Raw genomic sequence first — 21138 nt, 5'->3', positions numbered from 1 at the left:
GCGTTGAACGCTATCAGAACTTCAGCGTGGCGCCGAAGGTGAAGTAGCGGCCGATCGCATCGTAGGTCTGCGGGAAGGTGTTCCCGTTGTTCGCAGAGGTGGTGCCGATCTGCGAGCCGACGATGGGCGGCGACTTGTCGAACAGGTTGTTGATCGTCGCCGTCAGACGCACCGTCTGGGTGATGTCCCAGCGGCCGCTCAGGTCGAAGTAGTCGTAGCTGTCGATCTGGGCGTAGTCCGGGAACCACTTTGTGTTGCTCGGCTCGACTTCGACGCCGGACAGATGACGCCAGTTCAGCGAGGCCGAATAGTCGCCCAGCGTCCAGGTCGCGCGGCTGTTCCAGCGTTGCTTGACCTTGGGCTCGCCGCACGAGACCGAGTAGTAGCCGACGCAGTCACGCAGCACGGAGGCCGGGGTGGCCTGGGTTTCGTGCTTGGTGAGGATGCTGCCGTTGACGCTCAGGTCGAGGCGGCCGATGTCGCCCCAGCCGAAGTCGGACAGCTCGACGCGGTAGTTGCCCGCGATGTCGAAGCCCGAGACGCGCTCGTTGCCGGCGTTGGTCGACGGACGGATCACGCCCTTGGCGTCGACGCCGTTCAGCGAGCCGTTGGCGGCGCTGCGCTGGATGGCCTTACAGCTGTCGTTGAACGCCAGCGTCGGGTTCAGAGCCTTGTCGTAGCAGCCGTTCATGACATCAGCCAGGCTGGGGCTGTTGATCGTCTTGTCGATCTTGATGTCGTAGTAGTCCAGGCTCAGGCGCAGGCTCGGCACGAAGGACGGTTGCCAGACGGCGCCGATGGTCCAGGTGTCGGCTTCTTCCGGCCCCAGATTCGGGTTGCCGCCCGTCTGCTGGTTGACCTGGCCGGAGTTCGGCGCAGCCACATAACCGATCGCGCCCAGCGGCACGCCGGTCAGACGGCACAGGTTGCTCAGCGTGCCGGCCGTGTTGGCGTCAGCCGAGTTGATCAGGTTCAACTGGCACGGATCGATCGCCATATTGCCCAGGCCGGTGACCTGCGGGTTGAACAGCTCGCCGATGTTCGGGGCGCGGGTGGCGCGCTGATACATGGCGCGGACGCGGACGTCCTCGATCGGCGACCAGTCGCCGCCGAACTTGTAGCTGCCATAGTTGGTCTTGGAGCTGCCGGCCTTGAACTCGGTCTGGCGGTAGCCGGCTTCCAGGTTCAGGCTGTGGATGAACGGCAGGTTCTCGATCACCGGCACCGCCAGTTCGGCGAAGGCTTCACGCAGTTCGAACTGACCGTTGCGATCCGGAACCGGCGCGCCGGTGCCCAGGACTTCGCCGTTGGTCTGAGACGCCGCATCGCCGCGCGTCGAGGCGCCCGACCGACGCCATTCGGCGCCGAAGGCCACGGCGACCTGGCGCTCGGTCCACGGGCTGGACAGGCGTTCCGGCAGCAGGCCCGAGATCGAGCCCGAGGCCACGTCCTGCTTGATCGTGGTTTTGCTCATCGACGACAGGTTGATGTAGTCGATCATTTCCTGCGTGATCGTGCCTTCCGGACCGAAGACGTTGATCGGCACGCAGCCCGCCACGGGGGTGGAGGCGCCCGGAACCAGACATTCGGTGGCCGAGACGGTGTTCAGGGCGTTGCGCAGCTTGGACAGCGAACCCCAGTTGCGACGCGTCAGCAGCTGCTGCGTCTCGCCGTGCGAAACATAGGCGTCGTAGTTCCAGTCGGCGTTGATGTCGCCGCGGACGCCGGCCAGCAGCTGGACCGTCTTGTTCTCGATGTCGACCGGACGGGTGCCCATCTCGGTGAAGCGACGGTTGATGGTCAGGTCCATCATGGTGTCGCCGCCAGCGCCGGCGACGCACTTGGCCGGATCGATCAGCAGGGCGCCGCAGAATTGCTGGCGCATGGCGTCCGGAATGAACGGGTTGCCGATCGGCACCTTATAGGTGTTGCCGAAGGTGCCGCTCGACGCGTTGTCCAGCGAGACGTTGCTCTGGACGTAGGTCAGGTGGCTGTAGACTTCAGCGGCCGAGTTGATCTTGAAGCTGCCCAGACCGTTGATCTGATAGCGGCTCAGCGGCGTCTGATACAGGTTGTACGGGTTGTAGTTGTAGCCGGCCGAGTTGTAGTTCGGGTGGTTCGAGCCGATCAGCGCGCCCGTGGTCGGGTCCAGCTCAGCGCCGGTCGGCAGGGCGACGCCGCCTTTGACCGGGGTCAGGTCGAAACGACCGGGGACCGAGGTGCCCGAGCCCAGCGGCTTGCCCGAGGTCGAGGAGAGAGCGACCTCGCCCCAAGGGCGACGGACTTGGTACAGCGGGTCGGTCTTGGTGTAGCCGAAGCTGACGACGGCGTTGCCGCGGTCATCGGCGAAGTTGCCGCCCATGGTGACGTCGAACTTGCGACGCACGGCGTCGTCTTCGCCCGAGAAGCCGTAGGAGGAGTTGACCTCGACGCCTTCGAAGTTGTTCTTCAGGATGAAGTTGACCACGCCGGCGACGGCGTCAGCGCCGTACACGGCCGAGGCGCCGCCGGTGACGGTGTCGACGCGCTCCACCAGGGCCAGCGGGATGGTGTTGGTGTCGACCACGCCTTCGAGGTTGAACGGCACCACGCGGCGGCCGTTGATCAGCACCAGCGTACGGTTGGTGCCCAGGCCGCGCAGGTTGATGGTCGCGCCGCCGCCCGAACCGTTGTTGGTGGCCGAACCGACGGCCGGCACGGCGGCCGGCAGGTCCTTGACCAGCTCTTCAACAGCCACCGGCTGCGACATAGCGATCGATTCAGAGCTCAGCGACGTGATGGGGCTGGACGCCTCATAGCCCGGCTGGCGGATGCGCGAGCCGGTAACGACGATGGAAGCGACTTCGGCGACTTCTTCATTCGCCGACTGGGCGAACGCCGGCGTGGCGGCCATGAAGCTGAGGGCGGCGCCCCCGATAATGGTCGAAGCGAGCAAGGACTCGCGAACAATTCTCTTTTTCAAAAAGAGACCCTCTCCTGAACAAAACAAGCCCCCGTCGCCCCCTTGAACGAAGGGACCGATCGACGGCTCGCGGCACATCAGGGCCGTTCGCCCTGCGCGGGGGACATTACGGCGAGGCCTGCCACAAGCAAGTCGGAATTACGTCAATAATGGCACAGAGCAGAAAAAAATACTGACAAATGAAGGAAATTCGGGATGAGGCGCAAAAAATACGCTCAATTCCCAAAACTGTAACGAACGACGTTGTGTGAGGCGCCGTCGCGATCATCGGCGCTGCTGCCCCAGGGGTAGCCATTATCGTCGCCGCAGTAGGACCGTCGGCCCTGGCGAGCGTTCTGCACCACCAGGCGCGGGCGCAGCCGGGCGGCGCCGCTGAAGAGGTTGTCGGTGATGGTGTTGTAGGACGGCGTCTGGTGGCGGATGACGCCGCGCTCGCCGCAGTTGCGATAGAGGAAGACGCCGGGCCGCCCGCCCAGTTCGAAACGGTTGCCGATGATGCGATTGCGGGCCGAACCGTCGATGGCGATCATCTCGCGCTGGGTCCGGGTGCGGAGCAGGTTGTCCTCGATCCGGTTGTCGGCGCTTTCGGCGTCCAGATAGATGGCGGTTGAGACGCTGCCGCCCTCCAGGGTCGAACCCAGCAGGCTCAGCCGGGTGACGCCCGGACCGACATAGAGTGGGATCGTCCCCGCCGCGCGGATCGTCACGTTCGCCAGCGTCACATGACTGGGCGCCGTCGCCTGCAGGCGGGCGGTGTGATCCTTTGTGCGCGAAGAGGCGCGCAGGTCGTCATAGCGTCCATCGGCGCCCATGCCCCAGACCCGCACGGCGCCGTTGATCCGGCAGTTGCGGATGCGGACATCGGTCGGACGGCTCCACAGGGCGGCATCGATGCGGCGCGACCAGATGGCGATGGTCGGCGCCGAGGCTGCGACCGGAACCTCCGGGCGGCCGACCGTCCCGCCGCCGCAGTCCAACTGGGCGCCTGAAGCTTCTGCGCCGATGATGCGCACGGGACGGACGATCGTCTGGTCCGGCGTCAGCGTTGCGCGGCAGGCCAGCAGGTAGGGGGTATCGGCCTCGGCGGTCAGGGCCGCGATGTCCTGCGCGTCGCAGGGGCGGGCGGCGGGCAGGGACCAGGCTTCGGCGGAGAGCAGCAGGAAGGTCGCCAGAATGCTCATCGCGTCGCCGTCAACAGGACGCGGCCGTCAGGGCAGGGGCGTGGCCAGGGCCTGCGCCTCGGCCGCGCAGCCGGGGTTGCGCGCGCCCGTCGCACGCACGGCGGCCAGTTCCGCTCGCGCGGCGATCAGGTCGGCCTGAAACGCGGGCTGGGCGGCGGCGGCCTGAAACACGGCGCGGCCCAGGGCGTCGCCGGCGGCCACGTCGCGCGGATAGTGCATGGCGCAGACCAGTCGGCTGCGGCCCAGTTCGTCGCCCATGCGGCGGGCGGCCTCGGCGCGGGCCGGATCGAGGGCGGCGAAGGCTTCGCCATAGACGGCGCCGACGGTCGAACTGCCGGATGGATAGGAGGCGCTGCGTCGGCCCGCCCCGGTCAGCCGCTGGCAGGCGTTGCGCTGAAGATCGTCGCCAACCGGGCGGGGGCGATGGGCGCGAGCCTTGACCCTTTCGGCGACGGTGTCGGCGTCATGAAACAGCCGCTGCATCATCCGGGTCAGCTGCGGAACAGCGGCCGGGTCCAGGCGCGCGTCCAGGGCGCAGTCGAAATGCTGCAGCGCCAGCGGCGGGCGCAACTCGGCGTGAGCCGTGGCCAGCAGCCAGCGGTCGGTGTCTTCCAGGGCGATGAAGCGGGCGGAACGGGCCTTGTCGTCCAGATCTTCGGCCGAACCGGGCGCAGGCGGCGGGGGGACGGCGTCGGCCAGGGCGGCCACGACGGTTTCGTCCAGATAGCCCGCCACGACAGGCGCGCGGGCGGCTTCGGGCCGCAGAGCGGCGGGCGTTCCGGCGCAGGCGCTTAACAAGACGGCCAGGACAACCGCCGTCGCCACGGCGCGCGGGCCGCCCGGTGCGCGCATCAGGCCCCGGCGCTCCAGGACAGCTGCACCGAGGTCAGGCCGTCTTCGCCCGGCGAGGCGACGACCTGGAGGCTGGCCCCGTTGTCGCCGGATGCGGCGGCGCCATAGGCGCGGGCCTCGCCCTGATTCATAGCCATGATCGAGGCCAGCCCCGCCTGCTCAGCCCGCTGGCGATAGAAGGCCACGACGGCTTCCGGGTCTGCATCGGTGCTGAAGGTGATCAGTCCGCCGGGCCCGCTTGGCCCATTGGCGGCGATCGGGGCGCCGTCAGCCTGGGCCCCGGGGTAGACGACGGCGAAAGCGGGGGCGCCGCGGATCGCCCCCGCCGAGGCCGGGGACGCGCCGCCAGTCGAAGCGGTGGCCGGGGCGTCTGAAGCGGCGGCCGAAGCGGCGTCCGGCTCGAACGAGCGGGCCGCAGCCTCTTCGCCTTGGGACGCAGCGGGACCGTCGCACGCCGCCAGCCCGATGCTGAACGCCAGGACCCCGATCGCCACGCAACGCCTCATTCCCACTACATCCTTAATGTCGCTAGTGGGGCGCACCGTGGCCTATCCGTGCGGCGGCAGCAAGGCGGTTCAACCGGTAGGGGCGTCGACGTCGTCGCCGGGCTGGCCGGTGGACTTGCGCGCCTGTTCAGGTCCGCCGGCAGGGCGCGTGGCGGCGTCGCGCGCGGCCACGCCTTCGCGAGCGAGCGCGTCGTTGATGACATCCTGGTCCGGATCAATCTCGGAGCCCGACGCCGAGCCGCCCCGCAGGGAGCCGGCGCGGGTGTCAGAGCCCGAATCAGTGCCCTCCAGCGCCTTGTTCAGCGCGTCGCGCAGGTGGCCGCGATCGGTCTTCTCGCCCATGGCGGCGGCTTCGCGGCTTTCGTCGTTTTCGGTCTTGGGGTCGGTCATGCAGATCTCCCGTGGCTGGACCAGAAACAAGCGGCCGGGAGGCGGAGCGGTTCCGTCGGGACTGCGCGCGCGAAGCGGGCAAGAAAAAAGGCCGGAAGCGTGCGCTTCCGGCCCTTGATGCATCCGGCGAGCCGGAGGCGTCTTCTTATTTGCCGAACAGCTTGGCCCACTGGCGCGGCTCGCGCTTCTTCCACGAGTCGCGGTGATAGGCGTCCGAACCAATCAGCGGCACGACAGTGGTGGCTTCGGCGTAGACCATCTGTTCGTAGGTGGTCGAAACCTTGCCCCACGAGGCGGCCTCCTGCAGCGTCGAGGACGAGCAGGCGCCGTCGCGCACGTCGGCGACCGTGATCTGCACGGCGTATTTGTGCATCTCGGCGTCTTCACCGAGGATCTCGGCGCAGACGACGGTGTCCTGGGCGAAGTTCTTGGGCACGCCGCCGCCGACCATGAACAGGGCCGTGGTGCCGGCCGCGATCTTGATGTCGGTCAGTTCGCGGAAGTCCGCGACGGCGTCGATCATCATGTACGGCTTGCCTTCCTTGGCGCGTTCCTTCTGGTGCTTGACCAGGCCGAAACCGGCCGAGCTATCGACGAAGGCCGGGCAGAAGATCGGCACGCCCTTCTCATAGGCGGTCTGGATCAGCGAGCCGGGCTTCTTGGCGTTGCCTTCCGACAGCCACTTGCCCATTTCCCAGATGAACTCGCGCGAGGAATAGCCGCGCGGCTCCAGGCGATTAGCGATCTCATAGATCGCGTTGTCGCAGTCCTGCAGCTCTTCTTCGTCGATGTAGGTGTCGTAGATGCGGTCGATGTAGTTGTCGCGCAGGATGTTGTCGTCGACCGGGCCCGCAGCCTGATAGTGCTTGTAGCCAAGGGCCTCGAAGAAATCCATGTCGACGATGGAGGCGCCGGTGGCGACCACGGCGTCGATCATGTTGAACTGCACCATGTCGCGATAGACGTGCATGCAGCCGCCGGCCGAGGTCGAACCGGCCAGGATCAGCCACGGCGAGCAGGTCTCGTCTTCCAGGGCCATGTTGAAGATGTCGGCCGCGCGGGCGGTGTCGCGCGAGCTGAACGACATCTTGCGCATGGAATCGATGATCGGGCGGGCGTCGAAACTGGTGATGTCGACGTGCTCGACGGTGGTGGCCAGCAGTTCGGCTTTTTTGTTCGACTGAACGGGAGCGTTCATTTCAGCGGTTTCCCTCGGATTTGAGCGCCCGTCGTCAATAAGGAACAGCGGCCCGGACGGAGCGACGGGCCGCTACTTGTACCAAAGCCTTGCGACATTTTTCAGTTCAAGGCGGGGTGTTGTGGATCAGCGCTTTCGTTTGCGCTGGCCGGCCTTGCCCTTGGGACGCGACAGGCGAACGATCTTGCGGGCGTTCTCCTCGGCCGTGGTGCGCACGGTCGGGATCGAGCGCGGCGCCAGGCCGTACATCGAACCCATCGGGGCGTCCTCGACCACGGCGATGTCATGTTCGCCATAGCCGTTGAAGCCCGTCGTCATGGCCACGCCATAGGCGCCCAGCATGCCGATCTCGATGAAGTCGCCTTCCTGCACATCGGCGGGCAGCCAGAACGGGCCGGGCATGTGGTCGATGCTGTCGCAGGTCGGGCCATAGAATCGGAAAGGCTTCAGCTCGGACGCAGCGTCGCCCCCATTCACGCTTTCTGGCCGGACCAGCTTGGTCGGGAAGGGCCAGCGCGAGTGGGTGGCGTCGAACAGCGAGCCGTACGACCCGTCGTTCAGATAAAGGGCGTCGCCCTTGCGCAGGTCCACGCGGCACAGCACCGACGACGATTCGGCCACCAGCGCCCGGCCGGGTTCGCACCACAGCTCCGTCGTTTCGGACACCGGCATCTCGTTAAAGCCGCGATGGATGGCGTCGGCGTATTCGCTCAGGTCCGGCGGGACCATGCCCGGATAGACCGACGGGAAACCGCCGCCGACGTCGACGATATCGACGAAGACGCCCGCCTTCTTGATGGCGCGGCCGACCTGGGTCATCGCCGCCTCATAGGCCGAGGGGCGCATGCACTGCGAGCCGACGTGGAACGACACGCCCATCAGCCCGTCTTGAACCGCCTGGCGCGTGGCCAGCAGCAGGGCGGGGGCCTGATCCGGGGTGACGCCGAACTTGCCCGACAGCGAATAGGCGGCGCCGTCGGCCGACACGCCCATGCGAACCACCAGATTCAGGTCCTCGGCGTGGCCGGTGGCATCGAGGATCTTGTTCAGTTCGTCATGGCTGTCGAGCACGAAGGTGCGCACGCCGTGGTCGGCGTAGGCCGCGCGGATGGCGCCGCGGCTCTTGACCGGGTGCATGAAGGCCAGACGCGCGTTCGGGCTGACCGATCGAACCAGTTCGATCTCGGCCAGGGACGCGACGTCAAACGCGTTGACGCCCTGTTCGACCAGAGTCTCGATGACCCACCGCGAAGGGTTCGCCTTCACCGCATAGAAGACGTCGGCTTTCAGATTATCCTGGAACCACTGCGCCGCTACGGCAACGGAGCGAGGACGCACGAGTGCGACCGGACGCTCCGGGGACCGCTGACGGACCAGGTCCAGGGGAAACTGGTACGTGTGCAACGCACGTAACCCCCTGATGATTGTTAAACCCAGACCCGGCGTTAGCGGCGCAAGTAGGACCTACGGGGTCCGCCGGAACGCGCGATATGGGGGCATTGGCGTGTCATGTAAAGCGGAAATATTGCGGCGCGGTTCCCCGATCCGCAGCGGCGATGGCGTCCCACGGTCTGCATCGGGCCGCCCGACGGCGGCTTGGCCGAGACGGGGCTGGCCCGCTTGCCCTTCTGCTTCTATATGGGGTTGCCCGGCCTGACGCGGCTTGGGCGCGGCGTCCCGAACAGGGGGCCGGTCGGGGCCGCGGGGCGGCGCTGCGCGGCCGGGGCGATCGGGTCGAACGGGCGGCTTCCAAGGCGGAGGCCCTGTGCTGAAAAGGCTCACCCACTGGACGTAATCGACGCAGACATGCCATTAAGACTTGCCCTTGCGCCCATCTCGCGTCATGCGGCGCCCCCTTTGTCGCAACCTCATCCATGGGTTCATGAGTTCTTCAACAGCCGCCGTCGCCTCTGTCCGCGACGTCTCGAAGACCTACGGGGCCAGAAAGGCGCTCGACGGCGTGTCCGTCGAGGTCGGCGCCGGTGAAATGGTCGCCCTGATCGGTCCTTCAGGGTCGGGCAAGTCCACCCTGCTGCGTTCGATCACGGGTCTGCACCCGATCGATCCCGGCGGGACCATCTCGGTTTTCGGCGATGTCGTTCAGCAGAACGGCCGCGTCACGGGCGCCGTGCGCCGTGCGCGCGGACGGCTGGGCATGATCTTCCAGCAGTTTAATCTGGTGGGTCGGCTGAGCCTGTTCTCCAACGTCATGCTGGGCGCGCTTGGCCGTCTGCCCGCCTGGCGCGGCCTGTTCGGCGTCTGGCCGGGCGCGGACAAGGACAAGGCCATGGCGGCCCTGCACCGCGTCGGCGTGTCCGAATACGCCGCCCAGCGCGCCAATACCCTGTCGGGCGGCCAGCAGCAGCGCGGCGCCATCGCCCGCGCCCTGGTTCAGGGCGCCAAGGCCATTCTGGCCGACGAGCCCGTCGCCTCGCTGGACCCGGTGTCGGCCCGCAAGGTGATGGAGCTGCTGGTCGAGCTGAACAAGCGCGACGGCCTGGGCGTCATCGTCACCCTGCACCAGGTGGACTACGCCATCCGCTATTGCGACCGCGTCGTCGCCCTGCAGAAGGGCAAGGTGGTTTACGACGGGCCCTCGACCGGCCTGGACACCAAGCGCCTGATTGAAATCTACGGTCCCGAATACGAGGACGCGTTCTGGGAAGCCAAGGCATGACCCATTCCAACTTGACCCGCCGGATGCTGGGCCTGGCCGCCGGCGCGGCCCTGGCCGTCAGCCTCGCGGCCTGCGGCCAGGGCGACAAGGCCGGCGCCGCCAAGGGCGCGCCGTCCGAGATCAGCTTCGCCATCCTTCCGGCCGAGGGACAGGCGTCCTCCGGTCCGCTGTGGCAGCCGCTGCTGGACGACATGACCAAGGCCGTCGGCGTGCCGGTGAAGCCCTATTTCGCGTCCAACTACACCGTGCTGGTCGAGGCCATGCGCGGCAATCAGATCCAGGCCGCCTGGTTCCCGGCCAAGACCGCCATCGAGGCGATCGAACGCTCCAAGGGCGAGGTCGTCGCCCGCATCGTCGACCCCGAAGGCCGCGATTCCTACCAGTCGACCCTGATCGTCAAAAAAGGCTCGGGCATCACGCTGGACGACGTGCTGGCCTGCGGCAAGAAATACGACTTCGGCATCGGCGACGCCCTGTCGACTTCGGGCACGCTGGCGCCGATGACCTTCCTGTTCAATCCGCACAATGTCGTGCCGAACGAGTGCTTCAAGACGGTGCGCACGGCCAACCATCAGGCCAACTCCTTCGCCGTGGCCAACGGCCTGGTGCAGGTGGCGACGTCGAACACCATCAACACCGTCTTCATCGGCCGCTCCAACCCGCAGATCGCCGCTCAGCTTGAGGAAATCTGGCGCTCGCCCCCGATCCCGGAGGCGGGCATCGTCATCCGCGAAGACCTGGATCCGGCGATCAAGGAAAAGATCCGCGGCTTCTTCCTGACCTATGGCCGGGGCGAGGGCGCCGAGGCCGAGCGCCAGCGCAAGATCCTGAAGGACCTGAACTATTCGGGCTTCAACCCGGCCGACGAATCCTATCTGAACCCGGTCCGCGAGATGATCGCAGACCAGACCCTGACCGAGGCCAAGGCCAAGGGCGACGCCGCCGGCGCCGCGCGCGCCGAGGCTGAACTGCAACGCCTGCGTCGCCTGCGCGAGGTCCAGCCTTGACCGACGCTTCGCTTACCGCCGCCGCCGGCATTCCCAAGGCGCCCGCCAAATCGGCCGGCGCCTGGGCGCTGGACGTCCTGATCTGGGGCGGTCTGGCCGTCCTGCTGCTGATCAGCATCGAGGCTGTGGATCTGGGCAATCTGTCGCGCCTGATCACCAACTCGTCCAATATCCAGACCTTCGCCGCCGACCTGCTGCGCCCGAACTTCGCCGACTGGCGCCTGTTCGTCGGCAAGATGTGGGAGACGATCCAGATCGCCCTGTGGGGCACCTTCCTGGCCATCTTCCTGGGCGTGCCCATGGGCCTGGCCGCCGCGCGCAACATCGCCCCGGTCTGGGTGGTGCAGCCGGTGCGCTGGATCATGAACATGCTGCGCTCCATTCCCGATCTGGTGATGGGCCTGCTGTTCGTCGTCGCTGTGGGCCTGGGCCCGCTGGCGGGCGTGCTGGCCATCGCGCTGAACACCGCGGGCGTTCTGGCCAAGCTGTTTTCCGAAGCGGTCGAGTCGATCGACAAGGGCCCGGTCGAAGGCGTGCGCGCCACCGGCGCGTCCAAGCTGCACGAGATCGTCTGGGGCGTGATCCCCCAGGTGGCGCCTCTGTGGACCTCCTTCGCCCTTTACCGTTTCGAATCGAACAGCCGCTCGGCCACCGTGCTGGGCCTGATCGGCGCGGGCGGCATCGGCCAGGTCCTGTTCGACCGCATGAACGGTTTCGCCTTCCGCGACGTTTCGGCCGTGGTCATCGTGGTCATCGTCGCGGTGACCCTAATCGACTTCCTTTCGCAGGCGATGCGTCGACGTTTGCTCTGACTGTCACAAAGGTCTGGCCGGACCGTCACACTCTCCTGCTTTAAGCGTCGCACACTGACGACTGGAGAAGGTCCGGCCATGATCCGCACACTGAAGTTTACGGCCTGCGCGGCCGCCCTGCTGGCCCTGGCGGCCTGCGGCGACAACGAGGGCGGCGCCCCCGGTTCGCAGAAGGCCCGCACGGGCATCTGGGCCGCCGGCTCCTCGACCGTCTTCCCCTTCTCCACCCGCGTGGCGGAAACCTTCTCTCGCAACGGCGGCGGATCGTCGCCCCGGGTCGAGGCCCTGGGCACCGGCGGCGGCATTCAGGCCTTCTGTTCGGGGATCGGCCCGTCGACCCCGGACATCGCCAACGCTTCGCGCCCGATGAAGGCCAGCGAGTTCGACCGTTGCGTCGCCAACGGCGTCACCGACATCGTCGAGCTCAAGATCGGCTATGACGGCATCGTCGTCGCCACGGCCCGCACCGGCCAGAGCTTCAACCTCGAACTGAACGACCTCTACGAGGCCCTGGGCAAGGACGTGCCGGGCGCCGACGGCCAGTTCGTCGCCAACCCCGCCAAGACCTGGAACGAGGTCAACAAGGCCCTGCCGGCCACCCGCATCCAGGTCTACGGCCCGCCGCCGACCTCGGGCACGCGCGACGCCTTCCTGGAGCTGGGCATGGCGCCGGGCGCCAAGCTGATCCCGGCCGTCGCCGCCATCGAGAAGCAGGACAAGACCCGCTTCGAGACCATCGCCCACACCCTGCGCGAAGACGGCGCCTGGGTCGACGCGGGCGAGAACGACAACGCCATCGTCCAGACCCTGACCCGCACGCCCGGCTCGCTGGGCGTGTTCGGCTTCTCCTTCCTTGAGCAGAACATGGACACGGTGAAGGCCGAGACCATCGACGGCGTGGCCCCCTCGGTCGCCACCATCGCCGACGGCTCTTATCCCCTGGCCCGCAGCCTCTACATCTACGTCAAGAAAGCCCACATCGGCGTGACGCCGGGCCTGGAACAGTTCGTACAGGAGTTCATGTCCGACGGCTCGGCCGGTCGCGGCGGCTATCTGCAGGACCGCGGCCTGGTGCCGCTGCCCGCCGACCAGCTGGCGGCCGAACGCGCCAAGGCGGCGGCCATGACCTCGATGTCGCGCCCGAACTAAAGAGCGCCCCATCCCAAAAAAATAGGCCCGGCGAGTCTCCTCGCCGGGCCTTTCATTTGCAGGCGACTGCTTAGAAGTCGGCGGTCAGGCCCACGAAGATGTAGCGACCCATCGCGTCGTAGGTTTGCGGATAGGTGTTGTTGTTGCCCGTCGTGCCGACGCTGTAGGACAGCGGCGGATCGCGATCGAGGATGTTGTTGACCCCGGCGCGCAGGCGCAGGTTCTCGCGAACCTGCCAGGTGCCTGCCAGGTCGAGGTAGTTCTGGGCGTCGAACGAGCCGTCCAGGCGATCGGTCCCGCCCAGATTGTCAACTCCGCCGTAGTAGCGCCAGGTCAGCGAGAGGTCGCTGCTCCACGGCGTCTGCCAGGTGACGCGAGCGCGGTGACGCCATTCGTTCTTGGGCGTGCCGCATTCATTGCCGAAGAAGCCGACGCAGTCATACGGGGTGACGCCTTCGCCCGGATCGGTCTCCAGCTTCTCCAACCACGAACCGACGAAGTTGAAGGCCAGCTTGCCGTATTCGCTGAGGTTGAAGCGCTCCAGCTCCAAGCCGTAGTTGACGTTCACATCGACGCCGGAGGTTTCCAGCCCGCCGATGTTGGTGTTGAACGCCTCAACATAGCCGCCGGTGGTCCACAAGGTGCCGATGTCGCTGCGGACGATGCGGGCGCAAGCGGTCGCGTCGTCGTTCTCATAGCAGCGTTCCAGCGTGACCAGAGGATCGATGATGTCGATCCGGTCCTTCAGCTTGATCGAGTAGTAGTCGACCGAGATGTTCAGCCCGGGGGCGAACGACGGCGTAAACACCGTGCCGATGGTGAAGGTGTCGGCGGTCTCCGGCGCCAGGTCGGGGTTGCCGGCCTGCAGGAAGTTGTACTGACCGGCCGGGCTTTCCAGCAGGCCGCCGTCGTCCGTGGCCAGACCGTACTGGGCCGCAGGCACGCCGGTGGCGACGCACTGCGCCAGGCTGGCCGTCGGGTTGGGGCCGCAAGGATCGCCGTCGGCGTCGAACAGGTTCAGGCCTTCCGGTCGGAACAGTTCGACCACGTTCGGCGCGCGGGTGGTGCGGGCGAAGCTGGCGCGGAAGCGGATATCCTGCACCGGCGCCCAGTCGAGGCCCAGACCATAGGCGTCCGAGTTGAACTTGTCGTAGGTCGACCGACGATAGGAACCGTTGATGGACACCTGCTCGGCCAGGGGCTGGCCCTCGATCAGCGGCATCCGGAACTCGCCGAACAGGTCGTAGACCTGAACCGAGCCGGAGACGTTCGGGGTCGGCCCGCCCTGACCGGCCAGGTCGCCGGTCTGGAAGGCCACGTCCGAAGCGGCGTCTAGCTTGTCGCGACGGTACTCGGCCCCGAAGGCCACCTGCAGACCCTGTTCGGCCCAGGGACTGGCCCAGCCGTACTTGGTCAGGTCGCCGGTCATGGCGGCCGTCAGAACCTGCTGCTCGGTCTTGCCGCGCTGAAGGCCGGCGACCTGGATGTAGTCCAGGGCTTCCTGCGTCACGCCGCCTGGCGAATAGAGGTTGTAGGGGACGCAGGCGGCGTCAACCGGCGCCAGCGGGCCGGTCGGGCCGTCCGGATCGATGGCCGAGACGCAGGCGGCCTGACCCGTGGCGGGGTCGATGGCGACGTCCAGGGCGCGGCCGATGCGGATGTTCGAGAACTCGTTGCGGTAGATACGGCTCAGCTGGACCTTCGAATAGGTCGCCGCGATGTCGTAGCTCCACGCGTCGTCCAGGGCGCCGCGGATGCCCACCACCCCGCGATAGTTCTGCGAGCTGATGTCGTCCTGACGGCCGCCGCCTTCGACGTTGCGTCGGCCCACCAGAACCTCGACGCTTTCAACGCCGGCGGCGCACCCGAGACCGGCCGCCTGAGCGGCGCTGAGCAAGGGGTTGTCGCAGCTGATGTTGTAGCCGCCGTTGGCCGAGGTGCCGCCGCCGAAGAAGATGCCCGACGGGGCGATCTGGGCGACCGTGCTGTAGTCGCTGAACGCCAGGCTGGTGAAGGCCTCGATCTTGTCGTTGACCTGATAGTTGCCGAAGGCCCCCAGGGTGTAGCGTTCATCGGGGCGCTGGAAGTGGTTCAGCGGCCCGAAGTTGTAGGCGTCGTTGCCCGTATAGTTGCGGAAGCCGCCGCCGTCGGCCACGGTCAGGTTCGCGCCGTTCTCCAGCGACAGGAAGCGGCCCGTGGCGTTGGTCGACGAGCCGCCGCAGGTGAAGTCGTCGCCGGCTTCGCCGCCCAGCGAACAGGACGAATAGTCGCGATCGCGGCCCAGAATCTTGTTGTTCTTCCGCCAACCGGCGTAGGCGGTCAGGTTGCCGCGGTCATCCGGGGCGTTGACGCCCATGGCGATGGTGATCTCGCGGCTGAAGCCGTCCATTACATTGTCGTCGGGCAGTCGGAACTGCGACGGGTTGCCGGCGGCGCGGCCCTCGATGACGCGGCGCAGGTTGCCGGGGCCGTCATAGTCGTTGTTGTGCTGGTTGAAGCCGTACTGCGCGTCGATCTGCAGACCTTGGAAGTTCTTGCGCATGATGAAGTTCACGACGCCGGCGATGGCGTCTGAACCGTAGACGGCGGCGGCCCCGCCCGTCAGGACTTCGACACGCTCGACCAACTGGCCGGGAATCTGGTTCAGGTCGGCGGCCGTGTCGTTCGGCGAGCCGTAGCCCATACGGCGCCCGTCGATCAGGACCAGCGTCCGGTCAGGCCCGAGGGCGCGCAGATCCACGCTGGCGGTGCCCGAGGCGCCGTTCGCGACGGTCGAGTTTTGCGCCGCGAAGGCTTGAGGCAGCTGATTCACCAGGTCTTCGACCCGAGTGACGCCCTGGACGTCGATGTCCTCGCCGGTGACTTGGGTCACGGGGCTGGTCGTGGTCAGGTTGGGCTGAGGAATGCGCGATCCGGTGACGATGATGTCGCCCACTCGGGCCGCTTCTTCCTGGGTCGACTGCGCGGCGGCCGGGCCCGCGAAGGCCGCGATCGTCATGCCTGTGATGATCGTTGATGCAAGCAAATGCTTGCGATTAATGAAGGTACTCAAAGGAAGCCTCCTCTTGTCTGCCCTGTCCTATGGGGTTCCCAAGGACTTTATCGATCAGGTCTTCGACATCGACATCGTGAGCATTGATAACGGATCAATCTCGATCAAATGTTAGGCGCGTTATGTCAGTCTTCGCTATGTCAAAGGCGATGGCGGATGTAACGAGGTCTTCTGTGTCTCTAATTGAGCACATATCAGCCGCATTGATGTCAGATTTGATTAGGTCGGCTAGGGAGGGTTTCGTGCCAAAATCTTTCAGAAATCTGCGGCTAAGGCGCCAGGAAACGGCTGCTTTTTCAGCAGTCGCGATAATGCTGGTCTGGGGGGCGGGAGGTTCCGTCGCGGCTCAGGCCCAGCCTGGGTCGGACCGGCTCACCCCCCTGCTGGACTGCCGACGGATCGAGGACAGGGTCGCGCGCGTCGATTGCTATGACGCCGTGACGGATCGGCTGGCGGCGGCGCAGACAGCCGGGGACCTCGTCGTGGTCGATCGCGGCAAGGTCACGGAGTTGAGGCGGCAACTGTTCGGCTTTGCAGCGCCGGCCATGGGCGCGCTGTTCGGCGCCGCAGACCATGATCGCGTCGAGGCTATCGAAACCACGCTGGATCGCGCCGTTCAGCAGGTCGACGGCAAGTGGCGGTTCCACTTGGGGGACGGCTCCCAATGGGGCCAGGTGGACTTCGATCCCGTCCGTTTTCAGAACAGGCCCGGTCAGGCCGTCAGGGTGCGCCGGGCGGCGCTGGGCAGCTATATGCTGACCACGGGCAACAGCCGCGCGGTCCGCGTCCAGCGCTACTAGCGCGCCTCTACGCCGCCGCGCGTCGCCTCAGGCGCGCCACCCGGCGCAGGCGGCGCCAGAAACGGCCGCGCGCGGGCTCGGGATAGGGCTGCAGGTTCTCGATGAACTGCTCGGCCGAGGCGCGCCAGCTGAACTTCTCCGCATAGGCGCGCACGTCCTTGCGGTCGAGCTCAAGGCACTTCAGGCAGGCGGTCTTCAGGTCGTCGTCGATGAAGCCGGCGCTCGAGCCGGGGATCAGGTCGATGGGGCCGTGCGCCGGGTAGGCGGCGACCGGCGTGCCCGTGCCCATCGCCTCCAGAATCACCAGGCCGAAGGTGTCGGTCCAGCTGGGGAAGACGAAGACGTCGGCGTCGGCGAAGCAGCGCGCCAGCTCCTCCCCGAACTTGGCCCCGAGGAATTTGGCGTCCGGGTATTTCTCTTCCAGATCGGCGCGGGCCGGGCCGTCGCCAACGACGATCTTGGTGCCCGGCAGGTCCAGGCCGAGAAAGGTCTCGATGTTCTTCTCGACCGCCACCCGGCCGACGTTGAGGAAGAAGGGGCGGGGCCACGCGTCGCCGCCCATCTCCTTGTAGATCGGTTCAAGGTCGGGGCGGAACAGCTCGGTGTCCACGCCGCGCGTCCACGGCGAGACGTTCTTGAAGCCGTGCTCGACCAGTTCGTCGCGCAGGGTCGGGGTGGCCACCATCAGCCGCCCCGACGGCTTGTGGAACCACTTCATATAGGCGTAGCCGACCTGCACCGGGATCGGGAAACGGGCCGAGACGTATTCGGGGAATTTGGTGTGATAGCTGGTCGTGAAGGGCAGCTTCCACTCCACGCAGATCCGCCGCGTGGCGATGCCCAGCGGACCTTCGGTGGCGATGTGGACGGCTTCGGGCTCGAAGGCGCGCAGGCGTTCGCGGATCTCTTCCTCGGCGCCCAGGGCCAGCCGGATCTCCGGATAGGTCGGGCAGGGAATGGTCTTGAACTGGCTGGGTTCGATGACCTCCACCTCATGACCCATGGCGCGGCATTCGGCCACGGTGCGGGTCAGAGTGCGGACGACGCCGTTGACCTGAGGCTCCCAAGCGTCGGTGACCAGAACAATGCGCATGAAGTCGATAGGGCCTTGAGCCGTTCGCGAAGGTGAAACTTCTAGACGCTCCGCATGACGAAGGCGAGACGGCATGATATTGCGCTGTGCAGAGGGTTTTCGTCTCGACAGATGAACATCTCCGCGCGCGCCCCCGTCCGGGCGCCGGTTTCCCCTGGAATGACGAGCGTGCCCCGAAGCTTACGCGGAGTTATGGGTGATCATGCGATGCACATTCGGGCGCACTGACCATATATCCAGAAATTCACAGGATGGATTTCATGACGCCGACCGATCTTCGCCATTGGGATGAGCTGGACCGGAACAAGTACCGGGACGAACGTGAGGTGGTGGCCGAGCTGCTAGCCGCCGAACCCCTGACGCCTGACGGTCGCGCGGCGGTCCTGAACGACGCCATCGGCCTGGTCGAAAGCGCCCGCAAGAGCCAGAAGCGCCAGGGCGTGGTCGAAAGCTTCCTGCAGGAGTTCTCCCTGGGCACCCGCGAAGGTCTGGCCCTGATGTGTCTGGCCGAGGCCCTGCTGCGCACGCCTGACGCCGACACCCGCGACCGCCTGATCGCCGAGAAGATCGGCTCGGCCGACTGGGCCTCGCACCTGGGTCAGTCGGACAGCCTGTTCGTCAACGCCTCGACCTGGGGCCTGATGCTGACCGGCAAGCTGGTCGACGTCGACGATGAAGCGCGCAGCGACCTGCCGAACTTCCTCAAGCGTCTGGTCGGGCGCCTGGGCGAGCCGGTCATCCGCCAGGCCGTCGCCACCGCCGTCAAGATCATGGGCGAGCAGTTCGTCGTCGGCCGCACCATCGAGGCGGCGCTGAAGCGTTCCGACCGCGAAAACTGGCTGTGCAGCTTCGACATGCTAGGCGAGGGCGCCCGCACCGCCGCCGACGCCGAACGCTATGAAAAGATCTACGCCGACGCCATCGAGGCGGTGGGCAAGACCGCCAAGGGCGAAGGCCCCGAGCGCGGCCACGGCGTCTCGGTCAAGCTGTCGGCCCTGTCGCCGCGCTATCAGGCGGTGCAGGAAGACCGGGTGTGGGAGGAGCTCTATCCCCGCATCCTGCGCCTGGCGCTGATCGCCGCCAAATACGACATCAACTACACCATCGACGCCGAAGAGGCCGACCGTCTGGCCCTGTCGCTGAAGCTGCTGGAGCGGCTGGCGCGCGAACCGGCGCTGGGCGACTGGCAGGGCCTGGGCCTGGCCGTTCAGGCCTATCAGAAACGCACCACCGAGACGGTGGCCAAGCTGGCTGAACTGGCCAAGTCGTCGGGCCGTCGCCTGATGGTGCGCCTGGTCAAGGGCGCCTATTGGGACACCGAGATCAAGCTGGCCCAGGTCAACGGCCGCACCGACTATCCGGTGTTCACGACCAAGCCGGCGACCGACCTGAACTATCTCGTCTGCGCCAAGGCGCTGATCGAGGCCTCGCCTTATATTTTCTCGCAGTTCGCCACCCACAACGCCCACACCCTGGCCGCCGTGCACCGCATGGCCGCCGATCGCGGCGTGACCATCGAGTTCCAACGCCTGCATGGCATGGGCGAGGCGCTTTATGACGGCGCCAAGGTCGAGTGGGGCGATGTCGTCGTGCGCGCCTACGCCCCCGTCGGCGGCCACGAGGAACTGCTGCCCTATCTGGTGCGCCGTCTGCTGGAAAACGGCGCCAACTCCTCCTTCGTCCACGCCCTGCTGGACGAGCGCGTGCCTGCGGCCGACGTGGCCGCCGATCCCATCACCTCGGTCGAGGCCCAGCCCGATCGCCATCCGAAGATCCCTGTGCCCATGAACATCTACGGTGACCGCAAGAACTCCCTCGGCCGCGACTATTCGCAGGCTTCCGACCGTGAGCGTCACGCGGCCGCTCTGGAGCGCGTCGACAGCGAGAAGCTGACCGCCGGTCCGATCATCGGCGGAAAGCTCCGGGCGGGAGTGAACCCGCAGGACGTCACCAACCCCTATGACCGCAGCCGCGTGCTGGGCCATGTCTCCGAAGCCTCGGTCGAGGACGTCGACGCCGCCGTCAACGCCGCCGCCGAGGCCCAGGTCGCCTGGGACCGTCTGGGCGGCGCGGGCCGCGCCCCGGTTCTGCGCGCCATGGCGGACGCTCTGGAAGCCGAACTCGACCGTCTGGTCGCCCTGCTGTCGCGCGAAGCGGGCAAGACGCTGAACGACGGCGTGGCCGAGGTGCGCGAAGCCGCCGACTTCTGCCGCTACTACGCCCTGCTGGCCGAGCGCGACTTCGGCGGCCGCCAGACCCTGAAGGGCCCGACCGGCGAGACCAACGAACTGGTCCTGCACGGCCGCGGCGTCTTCGCCGCCATCAGCCCGTGGAACTTCCCGCTGGCCATCTTCACCGGCCAGATCGCCGCTGCGCTCGCGGCCGGCAACGCCGTGGTGGCCAAGCCCGCCGAGCAGACGCCGCTGATCGCCGGCGAAGCCGTGCGTCTCTATTACAAGGCCGGCCTGAACCCTGACCTGCTGGCCCTGGTCCCGGGCCGCGGCGAGACCGTCGGCGTGGCCCTGACCAACCACCCGGGCATCGACGGCGTGGCCTTCACCGGCGGCACCGATACCGCCAACGCCATTAACCGCGGCCTGGCCGCGCGTCCGGGGGCCATCATCCCCTTCATCGCCGAGACGGGCGGGCTGAACGGCATGTTCGTCGACACCACGGCGCTGAAGGAACAGATCATCGACGACGTCATCCTGTCGGCCTTCGGCTCGGCGGGTCAGCGTTGCTCGGCCCTGCGCATCCTCTATGCGCCCAAGGATTCGGCCGACGCCCTGATCGAGGGCCTGAAGGGCGCGCTGGCCGCCCAGGTGCTGGGCGATCCGACCGACGCCAGGACCGACATCGGCCCGGTGATCGACGCCGAAAGCCGCGCCAACCTGGAAGCCCACGTCGAGCGTCTGTCCAGGGAAGCCAAGATCATCGCCCGCGCCGAACTGCCGGCCGGGGCCGACAAGGGCGACCTGTTCGCCCCGGTCATCGCCGAGATCCCGACCCCGGACTTCCTGGAACGCGAAGTCTTCGGCCCGATCCTGCACGTCTATCGCTACGACCCGAAGGATCTGGAGACGGTGGCCGGCAAGCTGGCGGCGCGCGGCTTCGGCCTGACGCTGGGCGTCCACAGCCGTATCGACGCCTTCGCCCGCGAAGTGATGGAGCTGGTCCCGGCGGGCAACGTCTACGTCAACCGCTCGATCATCGGCGCGGTGGTCGGCGTCCAGCCCTTCGGCGGCGAAGGCCTTTCCGGCACCGGCCCCAAGGCCGGCGGCCCCAACAGCCTGATCCGCTACGCCGCCGAGAAAGCCATCAGCATAAACATCGCCGCCCAGGGCGGGGACCCGGCGCTGCTGAACCTTTGAGTTAGCGGGCGAGACAGTTAGCTGTTCTGGTCTGCTCCTTGATCAGCAGTTACCCGACCAGCCAAAAACTAGATGGGGCTGAGGTTTT

At 66.9% G+C, this 21138-nt stretch carries 15 protein-coding genes; 6 read left to right on the top strand and 9 right to left on the bottom strand.

The window, feature by feature from the left end; genetic code table 11:
- Nucleotides 1-13: 13 nt before the first annotated feature.
- The 7 genes from ACLBV5_RS14830 to ACLBV5_RS14800 all read right to left on the bottom strand — a co-directional run bounded on the left by ACLBV5_RS14830 (nt 14) and on the right by ACLBV5_RS14800 (nt 8493).
- Nucleotides 14-2962: a TonB-dependent receptor domain-containing protein gene (locus ACLBV5_RS14830; protein WP_447606145.1), complete on the bottom strand. Its 2949-nt coding sequence runs from the start codon at nt 2960-2962 to the stop codon at nt 14-16.
- Nucleotides 2963-3177: 215 nt separating this feature from the next.
- Complete coding sequence (locus tag ACLBV5_RS14825) at nt 3178-4143, bottom strand: right-handed parallel beta-helix repeat-containing protein (RefSeq protein WP_447606144.1); 966 nt, start codon at nt 4141-4143, stop codon at nt 3178-3180.
- Between the two features lie 27 nt (nt 4144-4170).
- Nucleotides 4171-4995 carry a PA-phosphatase gene (locus ACLBV5_RS14820; RefSeq protein ID WP_447606143.1) on the bottom strand — a complete coding sequence of 275 codons (825 nt, stop codon included), beginning with the start codon at nt 4993-4995 and terminating at the stop codon, nt 4171-4173.
- On the bottom strand, nt 4995-5489 hold the full coding sequence (locus ACLBV5_RS14815) for a hypothetical protein (RefSeq protein WP_312448043.1): 495 nt from the start codon (nt 5487-5489) through the stop codon (nt 4995-4997). Before ACLBV5_RS14815 ends, ACLBV5_RS14820 begins: the two co-directional genes overlap by 1 nt.
- 81 nt (nt 5490-5570) lie before the next feature.
- Nucleotides 5571-5891, bottom strand: coding sequence for a ribonuclease (locus ACLBV5_RS14810; protein WP_025978647.1), 321 nt, complete (start codon nt 5889-5891; stop codon nt 5571-5573).
- Nucleotides 5892-6036: 145 nt separating this feature from the next.
- Nucleotides 6037-7089 carry a 1,9-bis(guanidino)-5-aza-nonane synthase gene (locus ACLBV5_RS14805; RefSeq protein WP_447606142.1) on the bottom strand — a complete coding sequence of 351 codons (1053 nt, stop codon included), beginning with the start codon at nt 7087-7089 and terminating at the stop codon, nt 6037-6039.
- A 126-nt stretch (nt 7090-7215) separates the two neighbouring features.
- A complete protein-coding gene (locus ACLBV5_RS14800; protein ID WP_447606141.1) occupies nt 7216-8493 on the bottom strand; it encodes a type III PLP-dependent enzyme in 1278 nt (425 codons plus the stop codon).
- Nucleotides 8494-8971: 478 nt separating this feature from the next.
- Here ACLBV5_RS14800 and phnC point away from each other — a divergent pair, with 478 nt between their 5' ends.
- From phnC to ACLBV5_RS14780, 4 genes are all read left to right on the top strand, one after another.
- Nucleotides 8972-9766 (top strand): phosphonate ABC transporter ATP-binding protein, encoded by a 795-nt coding sequence (phnC, locus tag ACLBV5_RS14795; RefSeq protein ID WP_025978649.1) that lies wholly within the window; start codon nt 8972-8974, stop codon nt 9764-9766.
- A complete protein-coding gene (phnD, locus tag ACLBV5_RS14790) occupies nt 9763-10773 on the top strand; it encodes a phosphate/phosphite/phosphonate ABC transporter substrate-binding protein (protein WP_025978650.1) in 1011 nt (336 codons plus the stop codon). The genes phnC and phnD overlap by 4 nt, the downstream gene beginning before the upstream one ends.
- Nucleotides 10770-11585, top strand: a complete 816-nt coding sequence (gene phnE, locus ACLBV5_RS14785; protein ID WP_278069833.1) for a phosphonate ABC transporter, permease protein PhnE — start codon at nt 10770-10772, stop codon at nt 11583-11585. The genes phnD and phnE overlap by 4 nt, the downstream gene beginning before the upstream one ends.
- Before the next feature lie 78 nt (nt 11586-11663).
- Entirely contained in the window at nt 11664-12734 is a 1071-nt protein-coding gene (locus ACLBV5_RS14780; protein WP_447606139.1) for a substrate-binding domain-containing protein, read from the top strand.
- A gap of 70 nt (nt 12735-12804) precedes the next feature.
- On the opposite strand, the gene ACLBV5_RS14775 is transcribed toward ACLBV5_RS14780, so the two are convergent.
- Nucleotides 12805-15732 (bottom strand): TonB-dependent receptor domain-containing protein, encoded by a 2928-nt coding sequence (locus tag ACLBV5_RS14775; RefSeq protein ID WP_447606138.1) that lies wholly within the window; start codon nt 15730-15732, stop codon nt 12805-12807.
- 365 nt (nt 15733-16097) lie between these two features.
- Here ACLBV5_RS14775 and ACLBV5_RS14770 point away from each other — a divergent pair, with 365 nt between their 5' ends.
- A complete protein-coding gene (locus tag ACLBV5_RS14770) occupies nt 16098-16586 on the top strand; it encodes a hypothetical protein (RefSeq protein ID WP_447606137.1) in 489 nt (162 codons plus the stop codon).
- Between the two features lie 7 nt (nt 16587-16593).
- On the opposite strand, the gene ACLBV5_RS14765 is transcribed toward ACLBV5_RS14770, so the two are convergent.
- Nucleotides 16594-17679 carry a glycosyltransferase family 4 protein gene (locus ACLBV5_RS14765; protein WP_447606135.1) on the bottom strand — a complete coding sequence of 362 codons (1086 nt, stop codon included), beginning with the start codon at nt 17677-17679 and terminating at the stop codon, nt 16594-16596.
- A 260-nt stretch (nt 17680-17939) separates the two neighbouring features.
- On the opposite strand from ACLBV5_RS14765, the gene putA reads away from it, so the two are divergent.
- The gene (putA, locus tag ACLBV5_RS14760) at nt 17940-21050 is read left to right on the top strand and encodes a bifunctional proline dehydrogenase/L-glutamate gamma-semialdehyde dehydrogenase PutA (protein ID WP_447606134.1); all 3111 of its coding nucleotides are present in this window, start codon (nt 17940-17942) and stop codon (nt 21048-21050) included.
- The last annotated feature ends 88 nt before the right edge of the window (nt 21051-21138 follow it).

Source organism: Brevundimonas sp. M1A4_2e (assembly GCF_053345555.1).
The sequence above is the reverse complement of the archived record's forward strand: the minus strand, read 5'-3'. Positions and strand labels throughout refer to the sequence as shown.

Bases quoted from the DNA above. Each gene is read 5' to 3' on its own strand.
- ACLBV5_RS14765 (WP_447606135.1), bottom strand. From the start codon at position 17,679: ATGCGCATTGTTCTGGTCACCGACGCTTGGGAGCCTCAGGTCAACGGC.
- putA (WP_447606134.1), top strand. From the start codon at position 17,940: ATGACGCCGACCGATCTTCGCCATTGGGATGAGCTGGACCGGAACAAG.
- ACLBV5_RS14770 (WP_447606137.1), top strand. From the start codon at position 16,098: ATGCTGGTCTGGGGGGCGGGAGGTTCCGTCGCGGCTCAGGCCCAGCCT.
- ACLBV5_RS14780 (WP_447606139.1), top strand. From the start codon at position 11,664: ATGATCCGCACACTGAAGTTTACGGCCTGCGCGGCCGCCCTGCTGGCC.
- ACLBV5_RS14820 (WP_447606143.1), bottom strand. From the start codon at position 4,995: ATGCGCGCACCGGGCGGCCCGCGCGCCGTGGCGACGGCGGTTGTCCTG.
- ACLBV5_RS14805 (WP_447606142.1), bottom strand. From the start codon at position 7,089: ATGAACGCTCCCGTTCAGTCGAACAAAAAAGCCGAACTGCTGGCCACC.
- phnD (WP_025978650.1), top strand. From the start codon at position 9,763: ATGACCCATTCCAACTTGACCCGCCGGATGCTGGGCCTGGCCGCCGGC.
- ACLBV5_RS14825 (WP_447606144.1), bottom strand. From the start codon at position 4,143: ATGAGCATTCTGGCGACCTTCCTGCTGCTCTCCGCCGAAGCCTGGTCC.
- ACLBV5_RS14775 (WP_447606138.1), bottom strand. From the start codon at position 15,732: ATGACGATCGCGGCCTTCGCGGGCCCGGCCGCCGCGCAGTCGACCCAG.
- ACLBV5_RS14810 (WP_025978647.1), bottom strand. From the start codon at position 5,891: ATGACCGACCCCAAGACCGAAAACGACGAAAGCCGCGAAGCCGCCGCC.
- phnC (WP_025978649.1), top strand. From the start codon at position 8,972: ATGAGTTCTTCAACAGCCGCCGTCGCCTCTGTCCGCGACGTCTCGAAG.